The sequence below is a fragment of the Pseudomonas botevensis genome, from assembly GCF_019145475.1.
Taxonomy (GTDB): Bacteria; Pseudomonadota; Gammaproteobacteria; order Pseudomonadales; family Pseudomonadaceae; genus Aquipseudomonas; species Aquipseudomonas botevensis.
In genome coordinates, this window is the sequence record NZ_JAHTKI010000007.1 from 1 (window position 1) to 19,763 (window position 19,763).

Annotated in this window: 14 protein-coding genes; 3 read left to right on the forward strand and 11 right to left on the reverse strand. The window is 54.7% G+C overall.

Annotated features, from left to right (window positions below):
- Positions 1–55: 55 nt before the first annotated feature.
- From KVQ74_RS11125 to KVQ74_RS11170, 10 genes are all read right to left on the reverse strand, one after another.
- Positions 56–451, reverse strand: coding sequence for a hypothetical protein (locus KVQ74_RS11125; protein WP_217831122.1), 396 nt, complete (start codon positions 449–451; stop codon positions 56–58).
- Positions 452–504: 53 nt separating this feature from the next.
- Positions 505–1,500 carry an ankyrin repeat domain-containing protein gene (locus KVQ74_RS11130; protein ID WP_217831123.1) on the reverse strand — a complete coding sequence of 332 codons (996 nt, stop codon included), beginning with the start codon at positions 1,498–1,500 and terminating at the stop codon, positions 505–507.
- A 139-nt stretch (positions 1,501–1,639) separates the two neighbouring features.
- Positions 1,640–1,903, reverse strand: coding sequence for a PAAR domain-containing protein (locus KVQ74_RS11135; protein WP_217831124.1), 264 nt, complete (start codon positions 1,901–1,903; stop codon positions 1,640–1,642).
- A gap of 181 nt (positions 1,904–2,084) precedes the next feature.
- Positions 2,085–2,597 (reverse strand): Imm15 family immunity protein, encoded by a 513-nt coding sequence (locus tag KVQ74_RS11140; RefSeq protein ID WP_225929961.1) that lies wholly within the window; start codon positions 2,595–2,597, stop codon positions 2,085–2,087.
- A 2-nt stretch (positions 2,598–2,599) separates the two neighbouring features.
- On the reverse strand, positions 2,600–7,180 hold the full coding sequence (locus KVQ74_RS11145) for an RHS repeat-associated core domain-containing protein (protein ID WP_217831126.1): 4,581 nt from the start codon (positions 7,178–7,180) through the stop codon (positions 2,600–2,602).
- Between the two features lie 121 nt (positions 7,181–7,301).
- Positions 7,302–7,565, reverse strand: a complete 264-nt coding sequence (locus KVQ74_RS11150; RefSeq protein WP_217831127.1) for a PAAR domain-containing protein — start codon at positions 7,563–7,565, stop codon at positions 7,302–7,304.
- A gap of 96 nt (positions 7,566–7,661) precedes the next feature.
- Positions 7,662–8,003: an immunity protein Imm33 domain-containing protein gene (locus tag KVQ74_RS11155; protein ID WP_217831128.1), complete on the reverse strand. Its 342-nt coding sequence runs from the start codon at positions 8,001–8,003 to the stop codon at positions 7,662–7,664.
- 3 nt (positions 8,004–8,006) lie between these two features.
- Entirely contained in the window at positions 8,007–12,692 is a 4,686-nt protein-coding gene (locus KVQ74_RS11160; RefSeq protein WP_217831129.1) for an RHS repeat-associated core domain-containing protein, read from the reverse strand.
- Positions 12,689–15,595, reverse strand: coding sequence for a type VI secretion system Vgr family protein (locus tag KVQ74_RS11165; RefSeq protein WP_217831130.1), 2,907 nt, complete (start codon positions 15,593–15,595; stop codon positions 12,689–12,691). Before KVQ74_RS11165 ends, KVQ74_RS11160 begins: the two co-directional genes overlap by 4 nt.
- 125 nt (positions 15,596–15,720) lie before the next feature.
- Positions 15,721–16,236, reverse strand: coding sequence for an Hcp family type VI secretion system effector (locus KVQ74_RS11170; protein WP_217831131.1), 516 nt, complete (start codon positions 16,234–16,236; stop codon positions 15,721–15,723).
- Positions 16,237–16,642: 406 nt separating this feature from the next.
- Between KVQ74_RS11170 and KVQ74_RS11175 the strand changes: the two genes are divergently transcribed.
- The 3 genes from KVQ74_RS11175 to umuC all read left to right on the forward strand — a co-directional run bounded on the left by KVQ74_RS11175 (position 16,643) and on the right by umuC (position 18,739).
- On the forward strand, positions 16,643–16,900 hold the full coding sequence (locus KVQ74_RS11175; RefSeq protein WP_225929962.1) for a hypothetical protein: 258 nt from the start codon (positions 16,643–16,645) through the stop codon (positions 16,898–16,900).
- Between the two features lie 143 nt (positions 16,901–17,043).
- Positions 17,044–17,469: a LexA family protein gene (locus KVQ74_RS11180; RefSeq protein WP_217831132.1), complete on the forward strand. Its 426-nt coding sequence runs from the start codon at positions 17,044–17,046 to the stop codon at positions 17,467–17,469.
- Positions 17,462–18,739: a translesion error-prone DNA polymerase V subunit UmuC gene (umuC, locus tag KVQ74_RS11185; RefSeq protein ID WP_217831133.1), complete on the forward strand. Its 1,278-nt coding sequence runs from the start codon at positions 17,462–17,464 to the stop codon at positions 18,737–18,739. The genes KVQ74_RS11180 and umuC overlap by 8 nt, the downstream gene beginning before the upstream one ends.
- On the opposite strand, the gene KVQ74_RS11190 is transcribed toward umuC, so the two are convergent.
- A complete protein-coding gene (locus tag KVQ74_RS11190; RefSeq protein ID WP_217831134.1) occupies positions 18,728–19,396 on the reverse strand; it encodes a hypothetical protein in 669 nt (222 codons plus the stop codon). The genes umuC and KVQ74_RS11190 overlap by 12 nt on opposite strands.
- Positions 19,397–19,763: the final 367 nt, after the last annotated feature.

Sequence of the window (19,763 nt, forward strand, 5' to 3'; positions counted from 1 at the left end):
ACTTAACGTCGTGTCCGGGATTAGTTGACCACTACAGACTTCCGAACTGTCTAGGTCAGAGCCCCATACGCTTCAGTCCTTGGCGCATGCCCTGATCAGCCTGCTCACACCATTGCTTGAGAGTGATGTTCGACGGCAAATTGCTTTCCAGGCTCTTGTATTCCCCGTTGACCAACGCTTCCCCCTTACGGCCAAACTCTTCATTCTTGTCGCCGTCACGCTTATCGAAATCACCAGGCATGTTGCCAACGAATGCAACCATCTTGTTGGCGTTCTCGGCGCTGTCTGCTTTCAGGATCCCCTTGTCGACACAGCTTTTGATCAGACCTGACATATTGCGACCGTTGTCGTACACCCCTTTCAGGGTGGCGGCATCCTGTCCTTCGGCGTGGACGAGGGAACAGGTGCCGAAAGCTGCTGCCATGGCGAGAATCAAAGAAGTGGTCTTCATATTTATTCCTTTAAATTTCAGAGAGCATTGAGCTCTGTTTGGCTTGATTGTTTTTACTGGAACAACTTGATAATGGATTCGGAATACAAATCCGGTACATCTTTTACTGATTTGAGTATGTTTTGACGGACAGTCTGACTTTTCGCATCTGGATCTTGTGCCACATACTCTGGAGGGTAAGCCGGTGCATCCTTATTAGCGCCGGCAGCCAGCAAAGCCTTTGTGCAATCAGGGTTGCTACGAATCGCACTTTCCAGCAATGGAGTGCCAACAGGCCATGCCTGCTGTTGAGGTGCAAAAGCATCAACGGAAGTGCCAGCCTTGTGCAGCAACGCAATCCGCTGTGCAGCTTGTGGATCCGGCTGATCGTTCAGTGCATAGGCACGCTCGCAAACGTAATGCAGCGGTGTAGATCCCACCTTGCTGATGCCATAGGGATCGGTACCGGCAGCGATCAGCAGCTTGATCAACTCAAGATTGTTCGCCCCCTTGCCTATCAATGGAGAAAATCCCTGAGGCGTCACCATCCGAGCATCGGCACCGGCCTGCAGCAGTAACCTTGTCACTTCGACCGACGACGGATTTTCTATGCCCACGGCCGCAATAAGTGGGGTATTGGTTCCGCCTTGAGCAATCACGTTGGTGTCGGCACCCGCTTTGATTAGGCTCCGCACAATGGGCATTGAGTCCTTCAGGTCTTCTGGATCACCCATATGCCCCAATATGGATAACAGTATCGTTTCACCATTTTCGCTAATTGGCTGATTGACATCGATAGGAAACTCGAGAAGCCGATCTACCAGCACTGGACTCCTGTAATAAGCTGCATGCCATAGAATAAGAGCGTCAGGTTTCGCGCCTTCCGCAAGAAGTTTGTTTACGCTATCCAGGTCTTTCTGTTCTTTTGAATAGGCGTATTGAAGCACAGCGGTATCCAATTGCTTATAGGCGTCAACTGACTGCGCTAGCGATACGCTCGTGCTACAGAAGCAAACACCTGCAACACATGCAATCCGCAGGCGTTTAAAAACAGAACTTGAATTCAGCATATAAAACTCATGATTGGGTAGTTAGCATCTACATTCAGACAATGCTAAAAAAATGACTTCATTCGCGCTTCAACTGCCTTAGAACGGACGACGAGAGTCCGCGCAATGTAGTTAGGCAATCCATGCACAAAATGTGGACTCAGCTGACAACTGCTCCTTTTGGGCCGCTGGCAATCAGCGCAGCACCACAGGCGGTTTTCATGCCATCGAGCGCGATGGGCACGCCATCGACGGTGTAGGTGCTACTGCCCTCTGCAATCGGGAAAATCCCCTTGCACAACGGGCAGCTAACCTTGTGACCGACCCTGGCAATCGGCTTACCGTTGAGGTCGGTTCGGGAGAAGGCTTCGAGCACCTTGCCACCGTGTGTGGTGGAGTCACCGAGGCGGATTGCGTCCTTCATGTCGTCACTCCTTTGACCATCTCAGCCCGTTGGTGCTGATGGAGTTCGGAGTACATTACCGGCCTGTACGCTCCATAGCGATGGTATTGCTAGATTCCGGAGAGGCTGCAGATGAATCATTCAAATCAGCCGACCTAGTCAAAACTTTATCAATGTCAAAAGACAGACGAATCCTGTAGTCTCAAAAAGTCTTGGGAACAGCAAAGACTCTTACAATTTCCTCAGCGCAAGCTGCGTCATAAAATCTACTTTCATAAAAATCAAACGCAGTTCCTGCCCCACAGTTTGAAAAAAGTTCTTTTACTTTCGTCATCTCCTGCGACACTAGCCCTCTATCATTTTCTCGTACTTTTTTCAAAAAACTGACTGAAGCTGGCTTTGTGTAAATAAATATATTAGGTATGAGAACACCTTGCTCCTCCAATCCTTCAAAGTCTGTAAAAGTCACGGCAAAAAAAACACCTTTACCTCTTGAAGCCTCTAACAACCTTAAAGTATTTAAAAGGAACAAAGCGAGTCCAGTCAGAAAATCAGAAACCCCGCTGCTGCTCATCTCATCCTTTAAGTGCTTTAAGCGACTATACCTTGATATAAGCGGAATCTCTTCAAAGCTTTCATAGCTCTCAAAGAATACACCCACATCATTATACGGCTCTTTACTTATTACTTTTCTATATAAATCTGTAAACTTCATTTTTAGGGAATACTCCATCCGTGATCATTAAGCCATTCTTTAGTTTTCTTCGAGAATGTCACATCTCCTTTGCCCTTGTCATGTATTGATCCATCCAGATTGTATCCCGACCCACACTTACAGTGTGCGTGCCATTGACTACTAGGGACACTCTGCTCCGGTTCATCAATACGCGTAATTTCTGCCGGTGCTTGGCCTTTTCTGACTTTGGATTGAGCCTGCTTAGGAGTGCCGCCTGATTGTCCACCTTTCTTAGCCAGCCCCAATGGGTCAACCCAATTCAAAGGGTTTGTAGCGTACTCAAACAGGTTTAATCCACCCGCATAGCCGAGTGGGTCTTGGCTGATAAAGCGACCAATTGCAGGATCATAGTATCGATGTCTGTTGTAATGCAGCCCCGTCTCGTGGTCATGGTATTGCCCCTGGAACCGAACAGGGTTGGCCAGCCCTTCCTGCTGCGCCCACTTCGAATGCTGCTGGCGTACCTCTCCCCAAGCCTTGTACTGCACACTCCAAGCGACCTCACCATTCTGATTTGTCAGCTCTTGCGGCGTACCAAGGTGGTCGCACTGGTACCACGTCAGTACATCAATCGGCGGCGATACCGGTGAGTGACTCCACAGCGGATCCTCATCTAGGCTGTAGTCGTCGTCATAACTCGGCAATCCCATCAAGTTGATGGTGCTGTGCGTTAATGCCTGGGCCACGGGAATGAATGTGCCCGGCTCGAAGATGTAGTGAACCGTTCTCCCCGCCTCGCCATCCTGCTGTGCAGGACGACTTTCCCATGCCAGGTTGTCACCATCCCAGCCGTAGAGCGTAAAGCCGCAGCCGTGCTCACGCTGCACCCGCGCGTGTTCGCTACGATTCCACAACGAGCCCGCTTCCGGGCGTTGTTTGTAGTGCACGTTCGAGTGCTTGAACAGGCGCCGCCCCAAGGCGTCGTAGGCGTATTCCACCGACAACCGGGCATCATTGAAATGCACCAGGCGATCAAACAGATCCCAGCGCATCTCGCAGTACGATCCGTTATGCCAGCGCTTGATCTGATTGCCGCGATCATCGTATTCGTAGTGGGTGCCGGCGTATTCGCGCAGCAGGTTGTCGAGCAGTTTGCTGCGCGGTGGTGTCAGCTCCAGCGGGCGGCGGGTCTCGGCAGCTCTCTCGTCCAGTAAGTTGCCCGCAGGATCGAAGTCGAAGGTTTCTACACCCAAACGGCTCGCGGCACTGAGCAATCTGCCAACCGGGTCGTAACGATAAGACAGCGAACCGCGACGACTGTCGTTGATATCAGTCAGTTGGCCTGCGGCATCGTAGGTGTACTCACGCTTGAGCAGTACGGATTTGTCATCACTTCTGCCAAGTAGTTGTTCCTGCAATCGTCCCGCCGGATCCCACGTCTGAGTCTGTACCAGTCGGTTGCCTTGATGACGCGCTACCTCCCGGTGCATGTCGTCGCGCTCGTAACCAAGTAGCTCATGCTCGTTGAGGCGCATTGCCAGGAGATGGCCGCTGCCATAGGTCAACCAACTGACCCGATGACCATCCGGGCGCGTGGTCGCGATGCGCTGGTTGAGTGCGTCATACTCGTGCTGCCAGACCGCAACCAAGGGCTTCTCCAGCCCCTGATAGTGCTGATGCTCGCGCACCAGGTTGCCCGCCGGATCGTGGAACCACTGCACGCGGCTGTCAGCGTTGCCGGCAAGGATCAGATTACCGTTGCCGTCATAGGCGAATGTCTCCGTCTGAGACATCTCCCCCAGACTGGCACGACGTTCGCTGACACGGCCCATCTCGTCGAGGCTGACGCCAATAACTCGCTCACCATTGATGATGGAAGCCAGGCGCCCGGTTTCAGGTTCGTACTGATAGCGGGTTACACGAGCATCGAAACCAGTTTCGGCCAACAGGCGCCCCATCGGGTCATATTGGAACTGTGCTGAACGCTCGTTCTCATTTTCCAGTGCCTGCAACCGCCCCAGCCGATCCCATCGATATCGCAGCGTTTGCTCGGCTGCATCCATACGCTCGGCGATAAACCCGGCAGCGGTATAACTCCATGTGGTGCAGCGATCCAATCCATCGACATGTGTCAGCAATCGACCTTCGGCATCGCGCTCAAAATGCTCTTCGGTTTTGTCGGGGTGTTTGATCAACACCACCTGCCCGGCCTTGTGCTCGTACTCGGTGGCGTTCCCCGCAGCATCTGTGAAGCAGATCATCTGCCCCCGTTCGTTATACTCCCAGGAGCTGGTCTTGCCCGAGCAATCGACGTACTCCACCAACTGTCCGGCATCGTTGTAGTCCAGCGTCTTCTCGTTGCCGTTTGCATCCTTGATGGCCGTGGGTTGGCCGGCCTTGTTATAGGCGTACTCAGTTTTGTTCCCCAGTGGATCGGTTGCTTCAACCAGATTGCCGACATCGTCATAAGCGCGTAGCCACAGACCGCCCTCTGCATCCATGACTTTGATCACTTGGTCATGATCGTCATAGGCGAAGTGTACAGCTGTGTTATCCGCGCGAATGTGCTCCAACCGGTTGCCACGCTCGTCGTAGCTGTAACGATCTGTCGTGCCATCAGGGTGTACATGGCGCACAACATTCCTGGCTTCATCTCGGAACAGCCATTCCGATAGTCCATCGGCGTGGCGAATTCGATACGTGTAGCCAAGGATGTCGTAGTAGTGCCAAGTCTCGTTGCCGTGGGCATCGGTCACGTAGGTCAGACGGATGTTTTCGTCCCACTCCAAACGCGTGTCGAAGCTGCCGTCATCGGCCCATTCCCGACAGGCTTTGGCATCGGCGCCGACACCTTGCCATTCCAGGTTCATGCCACGCCCGGTACGATCGGTATAACGTGTGATCAGGTGGTGCTGGTACTGATAAGACCAGACTGCACCGTTCTCATCTTGCGCCTGGACCAGATCGCCATAGGCGTCGTACTGGTAGGCACAGAGTTGCCGCTGTGGTGCACCGTCGCGGATTTCCCACAATCCGGTGAATCGGCCGTGATCATCGATCATCGTGCCAATGTGCAGATGCACCTTGCTGATGTCGTTTTCCTGATACGTGATCAGATCGGAGAGTACCGACTGTTCGCCGTGACGATGCTCGTAATGCAGCATGATCCCGACGCCGTTACGCAACGAAATGTTGGTCAGCACATATCGCTGACCATGACGGATGTAGGTTTCCTTGCGTTCGAAACCTCGGCACAGTAATAACTGATCTTCGCCGGCACGAACCAAGGTGATGTTGTCGATGGCGTCGTAGTGAAACAGACCGACTTTTGGTAACGGATAGCTGTGGTCGCGACCGTCCGCGCCGTAGAACGTCAGACAGTCATCCACGCAGTCAAAACGCATGGTGAATTCGTTGATCCAGCGTGCGCCAAGTTCGCTTTGGTCGTATGCACCCAAACGTGAATTGTAGGTACGCCTCCACTCGACCGGAAACGACCCGGGCAAGCTGAAATCCGTATGGCTGATAGTCTCCGAACCCAGTGCAAAGTTGATGCTGTGACAAGTACTGGAGCAAGTGCCGTTTTTCTCCGGATCGGGAGCGTGTTTCGCCGGTGCCTGTTGGCTCGTGGCTCCAAGCCCGCCTTCCGAGGCGGTCCGCTGGGCCTTGCTGGTCTGATCCGGTTTGACTCCAGCACTTTGCCCATGTGCATTGCGCTTACGCCAAAGTGTGACCGCGCTGGACAGAATCAATAGCAGCCAGCCAATCGAATTCTGAACCGATTCATCGTCCAGCTTGCTCAACTGGGTACGCAGTTCCGGGCCCATCGCCCGCAGCTTCGCTGTCTCGCTAGCCACCTTTTTCTTCACTTCGTCAGGAAGCAGATGATCCGCCGCACTGTTGGCCAATCCTTTGCCTGCCGCTTTATAGGCGCTGGAGGCGGCCCCGAAAATATTGCCAATAGCCGCGAGTGGATCATTGAGCAACTGATCGCCAGCAGCGCTGATTTGTTGACCGGCCGCCTGCGCATCACCCTTGGCATCGAGCTTGCCATTGGCCACCGTGTCGAGGCCTTTGGCTATTTCGTTGATAACGTCCTCACCCAGCTTGCCAGCGTCCGCCAGAATGCCCGGCAACTTGCCTTTGGCCTGCTCTACAAAATCGTCGAGGGTGCCGATGATGGACTCGTTCAAGTGGCCAATCAGCACCTCAATCACCGACGAGCTGAGCAGCACCTTGCTGGTAGCCTTCATCTCCTGACGCACCAGGAACAGAGTCGGACGCAGAGTCATACGTGCAGCTGCCATGGCCGGCGGCAATGGCAGTACACCGATCAGGTTGATACCGAGACTGGCCCACGCCAACAGGTCGCGCTTTTGTGCGTTCGACAGCGTGACGATGTCACCCAGTGCATCGACCAGCGCCATGATGTTGCCGACCACTGGCAAGGCACCGGCGACGTTCTTGATCCGGTCGAGGGTTACCACACCGCCACTGGCCGATTGCAGCCAGGCATCGAACGTCGCCGCGCTGCTGGCGACGTCCTGTATGTCGATAGCGTTCAGAGGGACGATGGCAACCTGAGGTTCACGTTTACTTGCAGCAGCGGTATCAGTAGTCATGGAAGCGTCTTACCAGCCAACAGGCTTGGGGCAGCAAAAGGTATTGTTCAGGCACAACTTCCCTAAGGCGCGGCAGTTAACCGCGCGAGGAAGTAATAAAACCCAAATGAAATTCAGAAACTCAGCTGATCACAGAACCCTTCGGGCCACTGGCAATCAGCGCTGCCCCGCAGGCGGTTTTCATACCGTCCAGCGCGATGGGCGTTCCATCGACGGTGTAGGTGCTGCTGCCCTCAGCAATCGGGAACACCCCTTTGCATAATGGGCAACTGACCTTGTGGCCGACCCCGGCAATCGGCTTGCCGTTAAGGTCGGTTTGAGAAAACGCTTCGAGCACCTTGCCACCGTGTGTGGTGGAGTCGCCCAAGCGGATGGCGTCCTTCATGTTGTCACTCCTTTGACTGGGCTTATGGTTTTTTCAGATCAGCCCATAGACATCAACCTAGCGTAAAGCCGCCGGCAATCCGGCTTTAGTGCTTCTTCACTGAGCCATCCAAACGTCTTCATATCCGGCAGTGTCGATGATGAACTTCGCACCCGTGGGGAGACAGAGATAGTTCAGCACCTCAGGCAGCATCTCACTCAAGTGGTGAACATGAACGGGTTTGTAAAAGTCATCGGACGGTGAAAATTCACCGCAGTGGATGAACCAGCTGACATTCCCGCCGTCTGGCAATTGAACCCTCGTTCCGTAAATCGGTGACTGTCCAAGCGACTCAACGGCTACCGCGACCATTTCTTCAGGTGGTTGCACAGGCATTCCGTACTTGTCGCAGATTTTTTTCTGCGACTCGTCGGGGTAGGTGGACTCAGCCTTTTGCATTGATCAGATCCCCAGCTTGCTTTTCATACATTTTGAATAGGATGACGCATGACCACCCTGTCGTCTTGAACAAACGGGACAGTGTGATTGCACAGCCAACAACGAAGACTGATGCGCCGTATTGTTACTGCCCGTTCGATAGTACTCCACCACCAAAGCATCTTTGTGGTCAGCAACCATTTTAGGCGCCACAGTCCCACATACAACACACGGAACGCCTTGCACCGAAGCTGTCTGAGCCGTAGTGGGCCCACATGCCGAGTCCCGTGCATAGGGTTTGGTGATTCCCGGCTTGGGATCGAACTGAGATTTATCGGGAATACCTAGATTACTCACCGGGACCGATTTTCCTGTCCCATCGGTCGTATGCGTCAAACCCAACGGATCAATCCAACCGGTAGGATTCGGTGCGTAAGCGTAGCTGTTCAGTCCACCTGCATAACCCACCGGATCCTTGCTTATGAATCGACCAACTCCCGGATCGTAGTAACGATGGCGGTTATAGTGCAGTCCCGTTTCATGATCGTGATACTGGCCTTGGAAGCGGATCGGGTTCGCCAACCTCAATTGTCGCGCTAGAGCAGAGCGCTGTTCGCTGACCTCTCCCCATGCTTTGTAATGGGCGCTCCAGGCAACATCACCGTTCTGATCGGTCAGTTCAAGAGGTGTACCCAGGCGGTCACATTGATACCAGGCTATGGCATCGAAACTTTTTACCTGGGGTTTATGACCCCACATTGGATCGTCATCAAGGCTGTATTCACCACCATAATCAGGAAGTTCCAGCAATTGAATCGGACTGTGAGAAACAGCCTGTGCCACCGGAACAAAGGTTCCTGGCTCGAATACATAATGAACCGTACGTCCTGCGTTTGCGTCGGACTGCGCGGGACTGCTTTCCCACGCTAGATTATCCCCGTCCCAACCGAACAAGGTGAAGCCACAGCCCAGCTCTCTCTGTTTACGAGCGCGCTCGTTACGGTTCCACTGTGAACCTGCTTCTGAACGTTCTTTGTAATGAGCATTGGAGTTCTTGTACAGCCGCCGTCCTAGAGGGTCGTAAGCGAAATCGACAGTCAAACGTGCATCGTCGAAATTCACCATCCGATCAAACAAATCCCAGCGCATACGACTGTAGCTACCGTTCTGCCATCGCTGGATTTGGTTACCGCGCTCGTCGTACTCATAGTGAGTACCGGCATATTCACGCAGAAGGTTATCCAGCAGTTTGCTGCGAGGCTTATCTTGGTCGAGTGGACGTCGAAGCTGCGTTACTGCGTCATCCAACAAGTTACTGGCAGGGTCGAAAGCAAATGTTTCAACACCAAAACGGCTTACAGCGCTGATAAGGCGACCGACCGGATCATAACGGTAAGCCAAAGGCCCACGCCGAGTGTCGTTCAACTCAATCAATTGGCCAACGGCGTCGTACTTGTACTCACGCTTGAGTAGAGTCGACTTATCATCGTTACGGCCTAGCAACTGCTCTTGTAGTCGTCCCGCCGGATCCCACTTCTGTGTTTGCAGCAACCGGTTCCCTTGGTGCCTGGCCACTTCACGGTGCAGGTCATCACGCTCATACGCTATGAGCTCATGCTCATCGACTTTCAAACCAAGAAGATGACCGCTGCCGTAAGTCAGGCAGCTAACCTTATGTCCATCCGGTCGAACAGTCGCAATTCGCTGATTCAGGGCGTCGTACTCATGCCTCCAAACCGCCGCAAGAGGTTTATCGAGATCCAGGTAATTCTGGTGTTCGCGGATCAAATTACCGGCAGGATCGTGGAACCAGTGCAGCCGGCTATTGGCGTTGCTCGCCATGACGAGACGGCCATTACCATCGTATGCATAGGCCTCACTTTGAGACTCACCACCCAGACTGGCGCGACGTTCAGTCAAGCGCCCCATGGAGTCGAAGTGGAACTTGATGACTCGCTGACCATTGAACTTGCAATCAAGACGTCCGGTTTCAGGATCGTACTGATAGCGAGTCGTACGGCCGTCAAAACCCGTTTCTTCCAGCAAGCGACCCAAGGGATCATAGTGAAAATGAGCGCGTTGTTCGTTTTCGTTTTCAAGGCTTACCAGCCGCCCCAAGCGATCCCAGTTATATCGTAAGCTCTGTTCCGCAGCATCCACCCGCTCACTGACAAAGCCCGCTGCCGTATAGCTCCAGGTCGTGCATTGACCCAGGGCATCGACATGCGCCAACAACCGTCCTTCGGCATCGCGATCAAAACGCTCTTCTGTTTTGTCAGGATGCTTGATCAACACCAACTGACCATTTTTGTATTCGTATTCGGTGCTTTGCGCAGCCGCGTCGGTGAAACAGATCAGTTGCCCGCGCGCGTCATATTCCCATGCACTGGTTTTGCCGGAGCAGTCTGTGTATTTGGCTATCTGACCCGCGTCGTTATATTCGATCGCTTTTTCGTTGCCGTTGGCATCCTTGATAGCAACAGGCTGGCCAGCCTTGTTGTAAGCGTATTCCGTTTTGTTGCCTAAGGGATCCACCGCCTCGACCAGATTTCCGTGATCGTCGTATACCCTTTCCCACTGCCCTCCCTCAGCGTCACTGATTTTTATCAACTGGTCATGGTCGTCAAACGCATAGTGTTCAACGGTGTCATCCGGGCGGATGTGTTCAACCAGATTTCCGCGTGCGTCGTAACTGTAGCGATCAGTACTGCCATCCGTATGAACGTGGCGAATAAGGTTTTTGGCGTCGTCACGAAAGAACCATTCAGACCGCTCATCCGGATGACGAATGCGATACGTGTAGCCAAGAATGTCGTAGTAGTGCCAGGTTTCGTTACCATAGGCATCCGTCACATACGTCAGACGGATGTTCTCGTCCCACTCAAGTCGCGTATCGAAACTGCCATCGTCAGCCCACTCTCGAATCGCCTTCGCATCCGGGCCACGTCCTTGCCACTCGATGTTCATGCCTCTGGCAGTGCGATCGGTATAACGCGTGATCAAATGATTTTCGTACTGGTAGGACCAAGACGCGCCATTCTCATCCTGCGCGAGAATAAGGTTGCCGTCGTTGTCATATTGGTAGCCGCAAAGTTGACGCTGAGGCACGCCATCCTTGATCTCCCAAATTCCCGTCAGGCGGCCATGCTCATCAGTCAGCGTGCCCAGATGCGACAACACCTGGGTAACGTCGTCTTGATAAGTAATCAAATCCGACAGAACCGATTCGTCACCATGGCGATGCTCATAGTGAAGCATTATCCCTGCGCCATTACGCAAAACCACGCCAGCCAGCAGGTAACGCTGACCACGCCGGACGTAAGTCTCTTTACGCTCGAATCCACGACACAGCAGTAGCTGACTTTCACTGCTACGGATCAGGGTGACATTTTCGATCGGGTCGTAGTGAAACAGTCCGACTTTAGGAAGTGGATACTCGTGGCTCCTGCCATCGGAACCGAAGAAAAGCAAACCTTCGTCTTTGCAATCGAAGCGAGTACTGAATTCGGTAATCCATCGTGCGCCTATCGAAGCCTCGTCGTAGGCATCCAGACGAGAGTTGTAGATCCGAGACCACTCGATTGGAAATGCACCGGGAAGGCTGAAGTCGATGTGCTGAAGCAACTCTGACCCCAGCGAGAAATTGATGCTGTGACACGTGCCGGTACATGTGCCGTTCTTATCCGGATTGGCAGCTCCCTTAGCCGGCGCCTGATGACTGGAGGCCTCCAGACGGCCTTCGCCAGCTTTCTGCTGAGCTCTGCTGGTTGCGTTCGGTTTGACACTCGCACTCTGGCCATGCCCGCGGCGCTTTCGCCACGTTAGAACCGCCCCGCTCAGCATCTGGAGCAACCAGCCTATCGAGTGACGCGTACCGGGGTCACCCAACTTGCTCAATTGGGATTTTATTTCCGGCCCCATCGCTCTCAATGTGCCGGTGTGCGTCATGACCAGTCTTTTGGCCTGATCCGGCAGAAGGTTCTTCGCCGCGCTGTTCGCAACCCCTTTACCTACGGCTTTGTACGCACTGAATGCCGCGCCAAAGATATTGCTGATCGCCGCTTTGGGGTCACTGAGCAACTGATTGCCCGCCGCTGTGATTTTCTGTCCAGCTGCGCGAGCATCACCTTTCGAATCGAGCTTGCCATTTACGACAGCCTCAAGGCCTTTGGCAATTTCACTAACTGCGCTTTCACCGAGCTTTCCAGCGTCGGCAAGAATGCCCGATAGCTTGCCCTGAGCCTGTTTTACAAAATCATCGATCGTGCCGACGATGGTAGCGTTCAAGTGACCGACCAATACCTCGATCATCGAATCACCCAGCAGCATCTTGGCGCTGTTACGCAGTTCCTGACGTACGAGAAAAAGGGTCGGGCGCATGCTCATCCGCGCAGCCGCCATTGTTGGAGGCGCGGGTAACACACCAATCAGGTTGATGCCCAGGCTCACCCAGTCAAGCAATTGCCTTTGCTTGCTTTTAGCAAGGGTAACGATGTCGCCCAATGCGTCGACCAACGCCATGATGTTGCCTACGACAGGTAAAGCCCCTGCAACGCCTTTGATGCGATCCAGCGTTACCACATTGCCGCTGATGGATCGCAACCAGGCGTCGAATTGTGCAGCCCCCCTCCCGACATCTTGCACATCAAGGGTATTCAGGGGGACGACGGCTACCTGGGGCTCACGCTTTGAACCGGTTCCTTCAGTCATGACAGCACCTCCCCTGGAAGAAGACTCGGTGTTTTAAGAGCCGGCTTTGGTAGATTCGGCGCCGGAAGGCTAGGCAACTTCCCGCTTTTGCTCGCAGCCCCCAAAATTCCTGACGCACTCGGCAGCGCCGCGCTCGCCAGTTTCGGCAAACCAGCCGCCCCACCCTGCATCGCTCCTTTCACCTGCTGCGCCGTTTGCATCGCACCCTGAGCGGTCTGCACAGCACCCATGCCACTCTGTGCCAGTTCCTTACCCTTCTCCAACATGTCCCAGTTCTTGCTCGGCAACGCCTGCGCGACCATGGCCTGCACCTGACTCGGCACGTCTTCGGCACCCGGCGGATTCAACGGCCATTCCGGCTTGCCGATGTAACTGCCCTCGCTCCAGGTATCAGCCGGATCCTTGCCGAACAACACGCGCGCCGGGCCGGGGGCTGCGCCCGCAACACTGGCAAACCCCTTACCGTCGAGCTTGCCTTTGATGCTTTTGCCCAGGGCGTCGATCACTTCGTAATCGCCTTCCTTGATGCCCTGGCGACCGGCGTACTGGTTAAACAGTTCGAGGTTGCCCTTGCCTGGTTTCGGCGGTTCGGGGAATACACCCGCAAGCGATTTGGCGCCGGTGTAAGCGAAGTTCGCTGCATGGGCGGTGTACGGGCCGCTGGTGGCGTGGGTGATTCCGCCAGCGTTATAGGTTGTGGCGCTGCCACCGCCCTGGATCACCAGTTCGGTCTTGGCGGTGATAGTGATGCGATCGGCGTTAGCAGTGATATTGAGTTTGGCCAGCAAGTTGATGCTGTCCTTCAGCGCCTTCACATCGATATCGCCGGACGCCGCCACCAGACGCCAACCCATGCTCTGCACGAACAGACGCATGCCACGACTGGCACTGGCCAGCAGGCGCTTGCCGATCGACAGGCTGGTGTGGCCGGTACTGCTCAGCGCCAGGTGTTCGCCCGTGGCGATGTGGCTGGAGCGCGGCGTGGTCAGAGCGATACCCGCCGGGCTGGCCAAGACCAGATGCGGTTCGGTGAATTCCGGAAATTCGTTGGCCGTCAGATTCGCCGGACCAGAACCCAGCACACCCTGATGCTGGGCGTGCAACGCCTTGGCCACGTCATCCTGATCGCCCGCTTCCTGGGCTTGCAGCTCCTTGGCCTGCACCGCGAAACTGTCTTGCTGTTCGCTGGCCGTGGCCAGACGCTCGGCGGTTTCCGGCAGATCCTTGTGGTGCTTGGACTCGTTCGGGCGCGGCTCGGTAGTGATCAGCAAGCCGGCGCCGGCCCGCACCGCGCCGTGGCGGTCGGTACGCAGTTCAAAGCCTTCGCCACGGGGCTGACCACCACTTGGACGCGGATGGGTCAGGTAACCGAGGTTGATCGCACTGGCGCCGTGATCACTGCGCAGCGCGATGCTGATCTCGCTGGTGGTGTCGTCGATGCGTAGTTCGTTGGCACGGCTGCCCTTGTATTCCTTGCTCTTGACCGTGGCCAGAGTCTTGAAGTCCGGCAGCTTGTACGGCGGCAGGTTCGCACCGTGGTACAGACAACCGGTGATCAGCGGCTGATCGGGATCGCCCTCTAGGAAGGACACCAGTACTTCCATGCCGACCCGAGGGATATTGATCAAGCCAAAGGTTTCAGCGGCCCAGCTCGAGGCCACGCGCATCCAACAGGTGGTCTTGTCGTCGTGCTGGCCTTCGCGGTCCCAGAAGAACTGCACCTTCACCCGGCCGTACTGGTCGCAGAAGATCTCCTCACCCTCCGGGCCAGTAACGACTGCGCTCTGGGATCCGAGCACTTTCGGCTTTGGGTGATCCAGTGGCGGACGGTACGGCACATCCCACGGAATCGCGCTGAAGCGGTTGCGATAGCCTTGGTGGAAATCATCCTTGTTGTCGGTGGTGTCGCTGGTCACCGATTCTTCCAGCACTTGCGGTTGCTTGCCTTCGTGGAAGATTTCCGTGAGTAACCATAGGTCATTCCATGTCGGATTGGCGTGGTCAGTCAGGGCTAGAAAGTGGCCAGAGACGAGGATCGGCTGATCGCTGTTGCCTTCAGCTAGACGGTAGTCGCTGCGATGGCGCTCGAGGGCGCGGTTAGCCAGATGTTTGCCACGCTCGCGATCCACAAAACGGCCGGGGTAATCGTAATCTTCCAAATCCGGCTGGGCACTGCTCTTGGCATCGCTTTCCAGCTCGATCTTCGGTTTGACGAAGTCGTAATCGCGCCGTGTGGTGCGGCTAGTACGCGTGGCCAAACGTAGGCCGAAACGCTTGACCACCGGTTTGTCCGCAACCAGCCCCGAGTCCTGCTGGTAGGGCACCGGCGCCAGCTTTGGAAACACGGTCTGGTCGTCGCCGAAGGTCAGTTTGTGGCCGCTGGCAGTGTGCTGGAAGTGGTAGTGAATCCCCTCCTCTTCACACAGGCGCTGGACGAAGTGCAGATCCGTCTCGTCGTACTGCACGCAGTAAACACGCTCGGGATAAATCGCGCTGAGTTGGAAGTGGTAGTCACTGGCGAGGATGCCGTGTTCTTCCAGAACCTGACTGATGATCTGCTGCACCGTCATCTGCTGGAAAATGCGCTGGTTGACCCGATGCGCCAGGTACGCCAGTTGCGGGCGCAGGGAGATCTTGTAGCGGGTCAGACGTTTGCCCGCCTCGCCTTGGGCAATGCTGTAGATCAGCCCGTGGATACCTGTCCCGCTCGGTGAGAGCTGGAGGAACGCCAGTTTGTGCAGCAGGGTTTCGAGGTTGACCGAGGCCTTTTCGCTGACCAGTTCCAACTCGAATTCAAAGGGAGTGTTGAGCGCCTCCCGACCGGTGAACGACAAAACCTGGAAATCGCAGTCCACGCCATCGACTGTCAGGTTGAAATGAGGCTGATTGGCCGGTGAGAACATCCCTTGTTCCTCGCGCAGTGCTGCAACGCACGCCGGTCCCCGAGGGGGACGAACGCAATAAATTCATTGGGCAAAAGCGCCCCGACCAATCGTGCTGGTCGGGGCGGTACAACCGTCAGCCGCGATTAAACGACTGGAGCACGCCAGTCATCGGAACCCGAAGTACCGGATACTTCGTGGGTCCAGGTGATTTTGCGGTAGGTGAACTGCACTTCTTCCAGGTGGGTGAAGTGCGAATTGCCTGGATCCTGGCAGTTGTGCATTTTGTTGTTGATGGCGACGATGATCGCGTCTTCCAGTTTGGTGGTGTAGTAGTGCTCTTGGGTGCCTTGAGCCGAAGTGCGGTACCACTGGATAACGATTTCGCTCATGCGCTCGCCGGAGGTCAGAGCGGCTTGCAGCAGAGGCGAAGCCTTGTCGTAGACCTTGGTGATCACGACTGGCTTGTGCACGCGCTGACCGGTTGGCTGACCGGATTGTGGGTCACGCGGGATGATCACGTCGTGGGTGAAAGCCTGAACCATGACCTGGTCTTCGTGACCTTCCTGGAAGGTGTTGCCCACGGAGTCGGCGGTGAAGGCGCCGGCAGTGATCAGACCTTGTTTTTCGCCGGTAACCGACATGTACGCTGGTGTTGCCATGGGGAGTGCTCCTTGCTTGAAAGACATCACCGACAGGCACCATTGCCTGCCCGGGTGTCAGCGGAGATATCAAAATCCGTGCCAGCCATCACAAAGCCATTACGCAGCAAGGATTTAGGGCTTTACCCAGGGGATGGTTCAGCTTCGGGAACGACCAAAATCAGAAAAAGTGCGCAAGAAGTTGCGCAGTACTGCGCAACTTCTTGCGCACTTAGCTGTAAGCCTTAAGCTCCGTGGCCTACAGCGATTTTGAGGAACAAAAAACCTAAATGAGTGCGCAACTTCTTGCGCAGTTCGATCGAAGCGGTAACCCAGGTGCAGAACCAAATGGCAACCCAGCCGTTCAGAGACGTGCGAACGGCTAACGAAAAAGCCCGTACTCATCGCGCCAAAGGCATCTGAGTTCATGGGTGAATGGCGTAATTCATTATCGGAAAATACAGTGCGAACCGATCTGCAACATCGCTTGCTGCTCACAGAGCTGATAGAAAACCACCTCAACAATAAAGATCCTGACTATGAGCAGTTGCTCGGAATCGCGAAGGATCCCTCCCGCCCTGTGCCAATCAGAGGTGTGCTCGAAAGCATCAGACGGTACAGCAGCACGCAACTGACGGAGTCAGAGCTGAAAACCATCGATGATCTGCTCTATCTGTATGGGTAATGAAACAGCACGAGTCTATCGCCTCAATCAAACCGAATAGCTCGCCGGCCAGCCCCCGGCTGTCAGATTTTTCCTCATTGAATTGACCGAATCACATCCAAATCATTAACTGTACATTCGTACAGTATCGGAAGTCGTGCGTCATGAGCTTTTCAATCCTAGGCCCTATTGCTGTGGGCGGCCGGAAACTGCCCCTTTGCCTCTCCCGTGTTCCTGCAGGGTTCCCCTCACCCGCAGCGGATCACATCGAGGCTCATATCTCACTGGATGAGGTTCTGAACATTCGCGCACCGCACGTCTACCTGGTCTCAATCACCGGAGAAAGCATGCAGGGCGCGGGAATATTTGAAGGTGACCTCGCCATCGTCGACCGCTCCATCGAGCCCGCTCACGGACACATTGTGGTCGCACTCTTGAATAACGATCCTGTATGCAAACGCCTATGCCTGCGCGATAAGGACGTGATCCTCATGTCCGAAAACCCCAAATTCCCACCCCGCTACGTGCTTGAGGGAGACGAGTTGGCCATATGGGGTGTGATTACCGGCAGTGTGCGCAGTCATGTCTAAAGCCCTCCCAGTCTTCGCCCTCATCGACTGCAACAGCTTTTACGCAAGCTGTGAGCGGGTGTTTCGCCCAGACTTGGCCAAGGTGCCGATCGTAGTGCTGTCTAACAACGACGGCTGTGTTATCGCTCGATCTGCCGATGCCAAGCCGTTTGTGAAAATGGGTGAGCCGTATTTCCAAATCAAGCACAAACTCCAGCAGCACGGCATCGTTCCCTTCTCATCTAATTACGCGCTCTACGGTGACATGAGCGAACGAGTGATGACGGTCATCGAGTCTTTGGTGCCGGCGGTGGAGGTTTACAGCATCGATGAGGCGTTCGCTGATCTGTCCGGTATCACGCAACTGGACACCCTGGGTCGGCAGATCCGCAGCCAAGTGCTACGCACCACTGGCATACCGGTAGGGGTAGGAATTGCTCACACCAAAACACTCGCCAAGCTGGCAAACCACACGGCAAAACGTCTGCAGGCTCAGACTGGAGGTGTGGTAAACATCTGCGATCCGATGAAACGGGACTGGGTACTGCGTAACACTGACGTCGCCGAGGTTTGGGGAGTAGGCAGGAAGATGAAACTGCACCTGGACGGCATGGGCATTAAAACAGCGATGGATCTGGCCAAGACCGATCCATGGACGCTGCGCAAAAGCTTCAGTGTGGTCATCGAGAAAACAGCCCGAGAGCTCGCTGGCACGCCTTGCCTGGAATTAGACGAGCCGGACCCACCCAAGCAAGAGATTTGCTGCAGCCGCATGTTCGGTCAGCGCCTCAAAGAGTTGCCGCCGATCAAAGAGGCCGTGGCCACTTACATGCAGCGAGCGACAGAGAAGTTGCGAGCGCAAAACTCTCTATGCAAAAAGATCAGGGTCAGCATACGTACAGGCATGTTCAATCCTGAGGAAGCAAAGTATGCCAATGGCGTCGTGATTGATCTGCCCTACCCAACCGACGACGTCAGGCTACTGACAAAGGTCGCCGTTGACGCATTGGATTGCGTGTTCAGACCGGGATTCAACTACAGCAAGGCTGAAGTGCTCTTACTCAACCTTTGCCAGCCAGGTGAATACACGGACGACCTGTTCGCGACCTCCCAACCTGTCGAGGCCACCAAGGTCATGAGCGTGCTGGATCAGATCAATCAACGATGGGGCAAGGGAACACTGCGTACTGCCAGCGTCCCTGCTAATCCCACATGGGCAATGCGTCGAGAATTGATGAGCCAGAGCTACACGACACGACTCGACCAGTTGTGGAAGGTCTCATGTTGCTAAGGCATAGATTTGACTGGGCTCGACCGTACAGGCAGCCAATGCTGCCATTGTGCGTTTCTCTGGGTTCCATATCGTCAAACACCACACTCGCTTGACCAGACGGCCCAGGAAGAAATCTGTCCAATCGGTATGTATTTTTTGTTCTGAGCAATCCAGCGACCCAGGCTCAATCGTGCTGCTCCAGTCCAGCACAACGACGTCGTTGGACTCTATAAGTCCCAGCGCTTCGGTCCATTCGCGAAAAAGTGCTCGCCTGCATGATGCGAGTTCATCACACTTTGAAAGGTCAAGTGAGTTACAGAAATCGTCATAAAGTGGTGGGCGTTCTGAACTGCCGTCATCAGTTTTGAGGAGCTTGCCAATTTGCTTGCGATTGAGCGCTTTCCAAGCTGCTTCATCCACATTCCAGATCATATAGGGCTCAGGGTAGTCAGCCACTTGGAGTTCATTGACGATCCTTCGATGCCATTCACGCTGGCTCGCCGTAATCTCCTCGTAGAGCTTGGAAAGAGCTATTTTGTGCAGCGACGTATCGATTAAGGCTTTGTCGTCGACACTGAAATACACGAACTCAAAAAAGCTACCGACTGCGTCTAGACGATGCCGCAACGAATTCCGTGAATCTGCCGTCTCTTTGTGTGTAACCGTGTGTCCCATCACTTTCTCTTCCCTGATTGTTCGATGTCGCTTTGTCTTTCAACCAAGCCAAACACGCTAGCAAGGATCAGGGCAAAAAAATGTAGGACGACTCAGCTGAATGTGCAGGAACTTGGTGAGATGCTTGGCGCCCTGCGACCTCACATTCCGAACCGTCTCTCTAAAATGGCGGTTGATAAAGCGCGGTGATGCGCCCATCGCGCTGAAAGGTACGACGATATCAGGTGTCCCGGTCAGGGCTATTCTGGCCAGTGTTGCTGCCGGTTTCGCGGCGATCCTAGTCAACTTATTTCGCCCTTGGCCAGGTCTTTGAATTCCTGATCTCGACATCCGGCGACGTGGTGCTGGTGTATCTAGTTATTGCCCA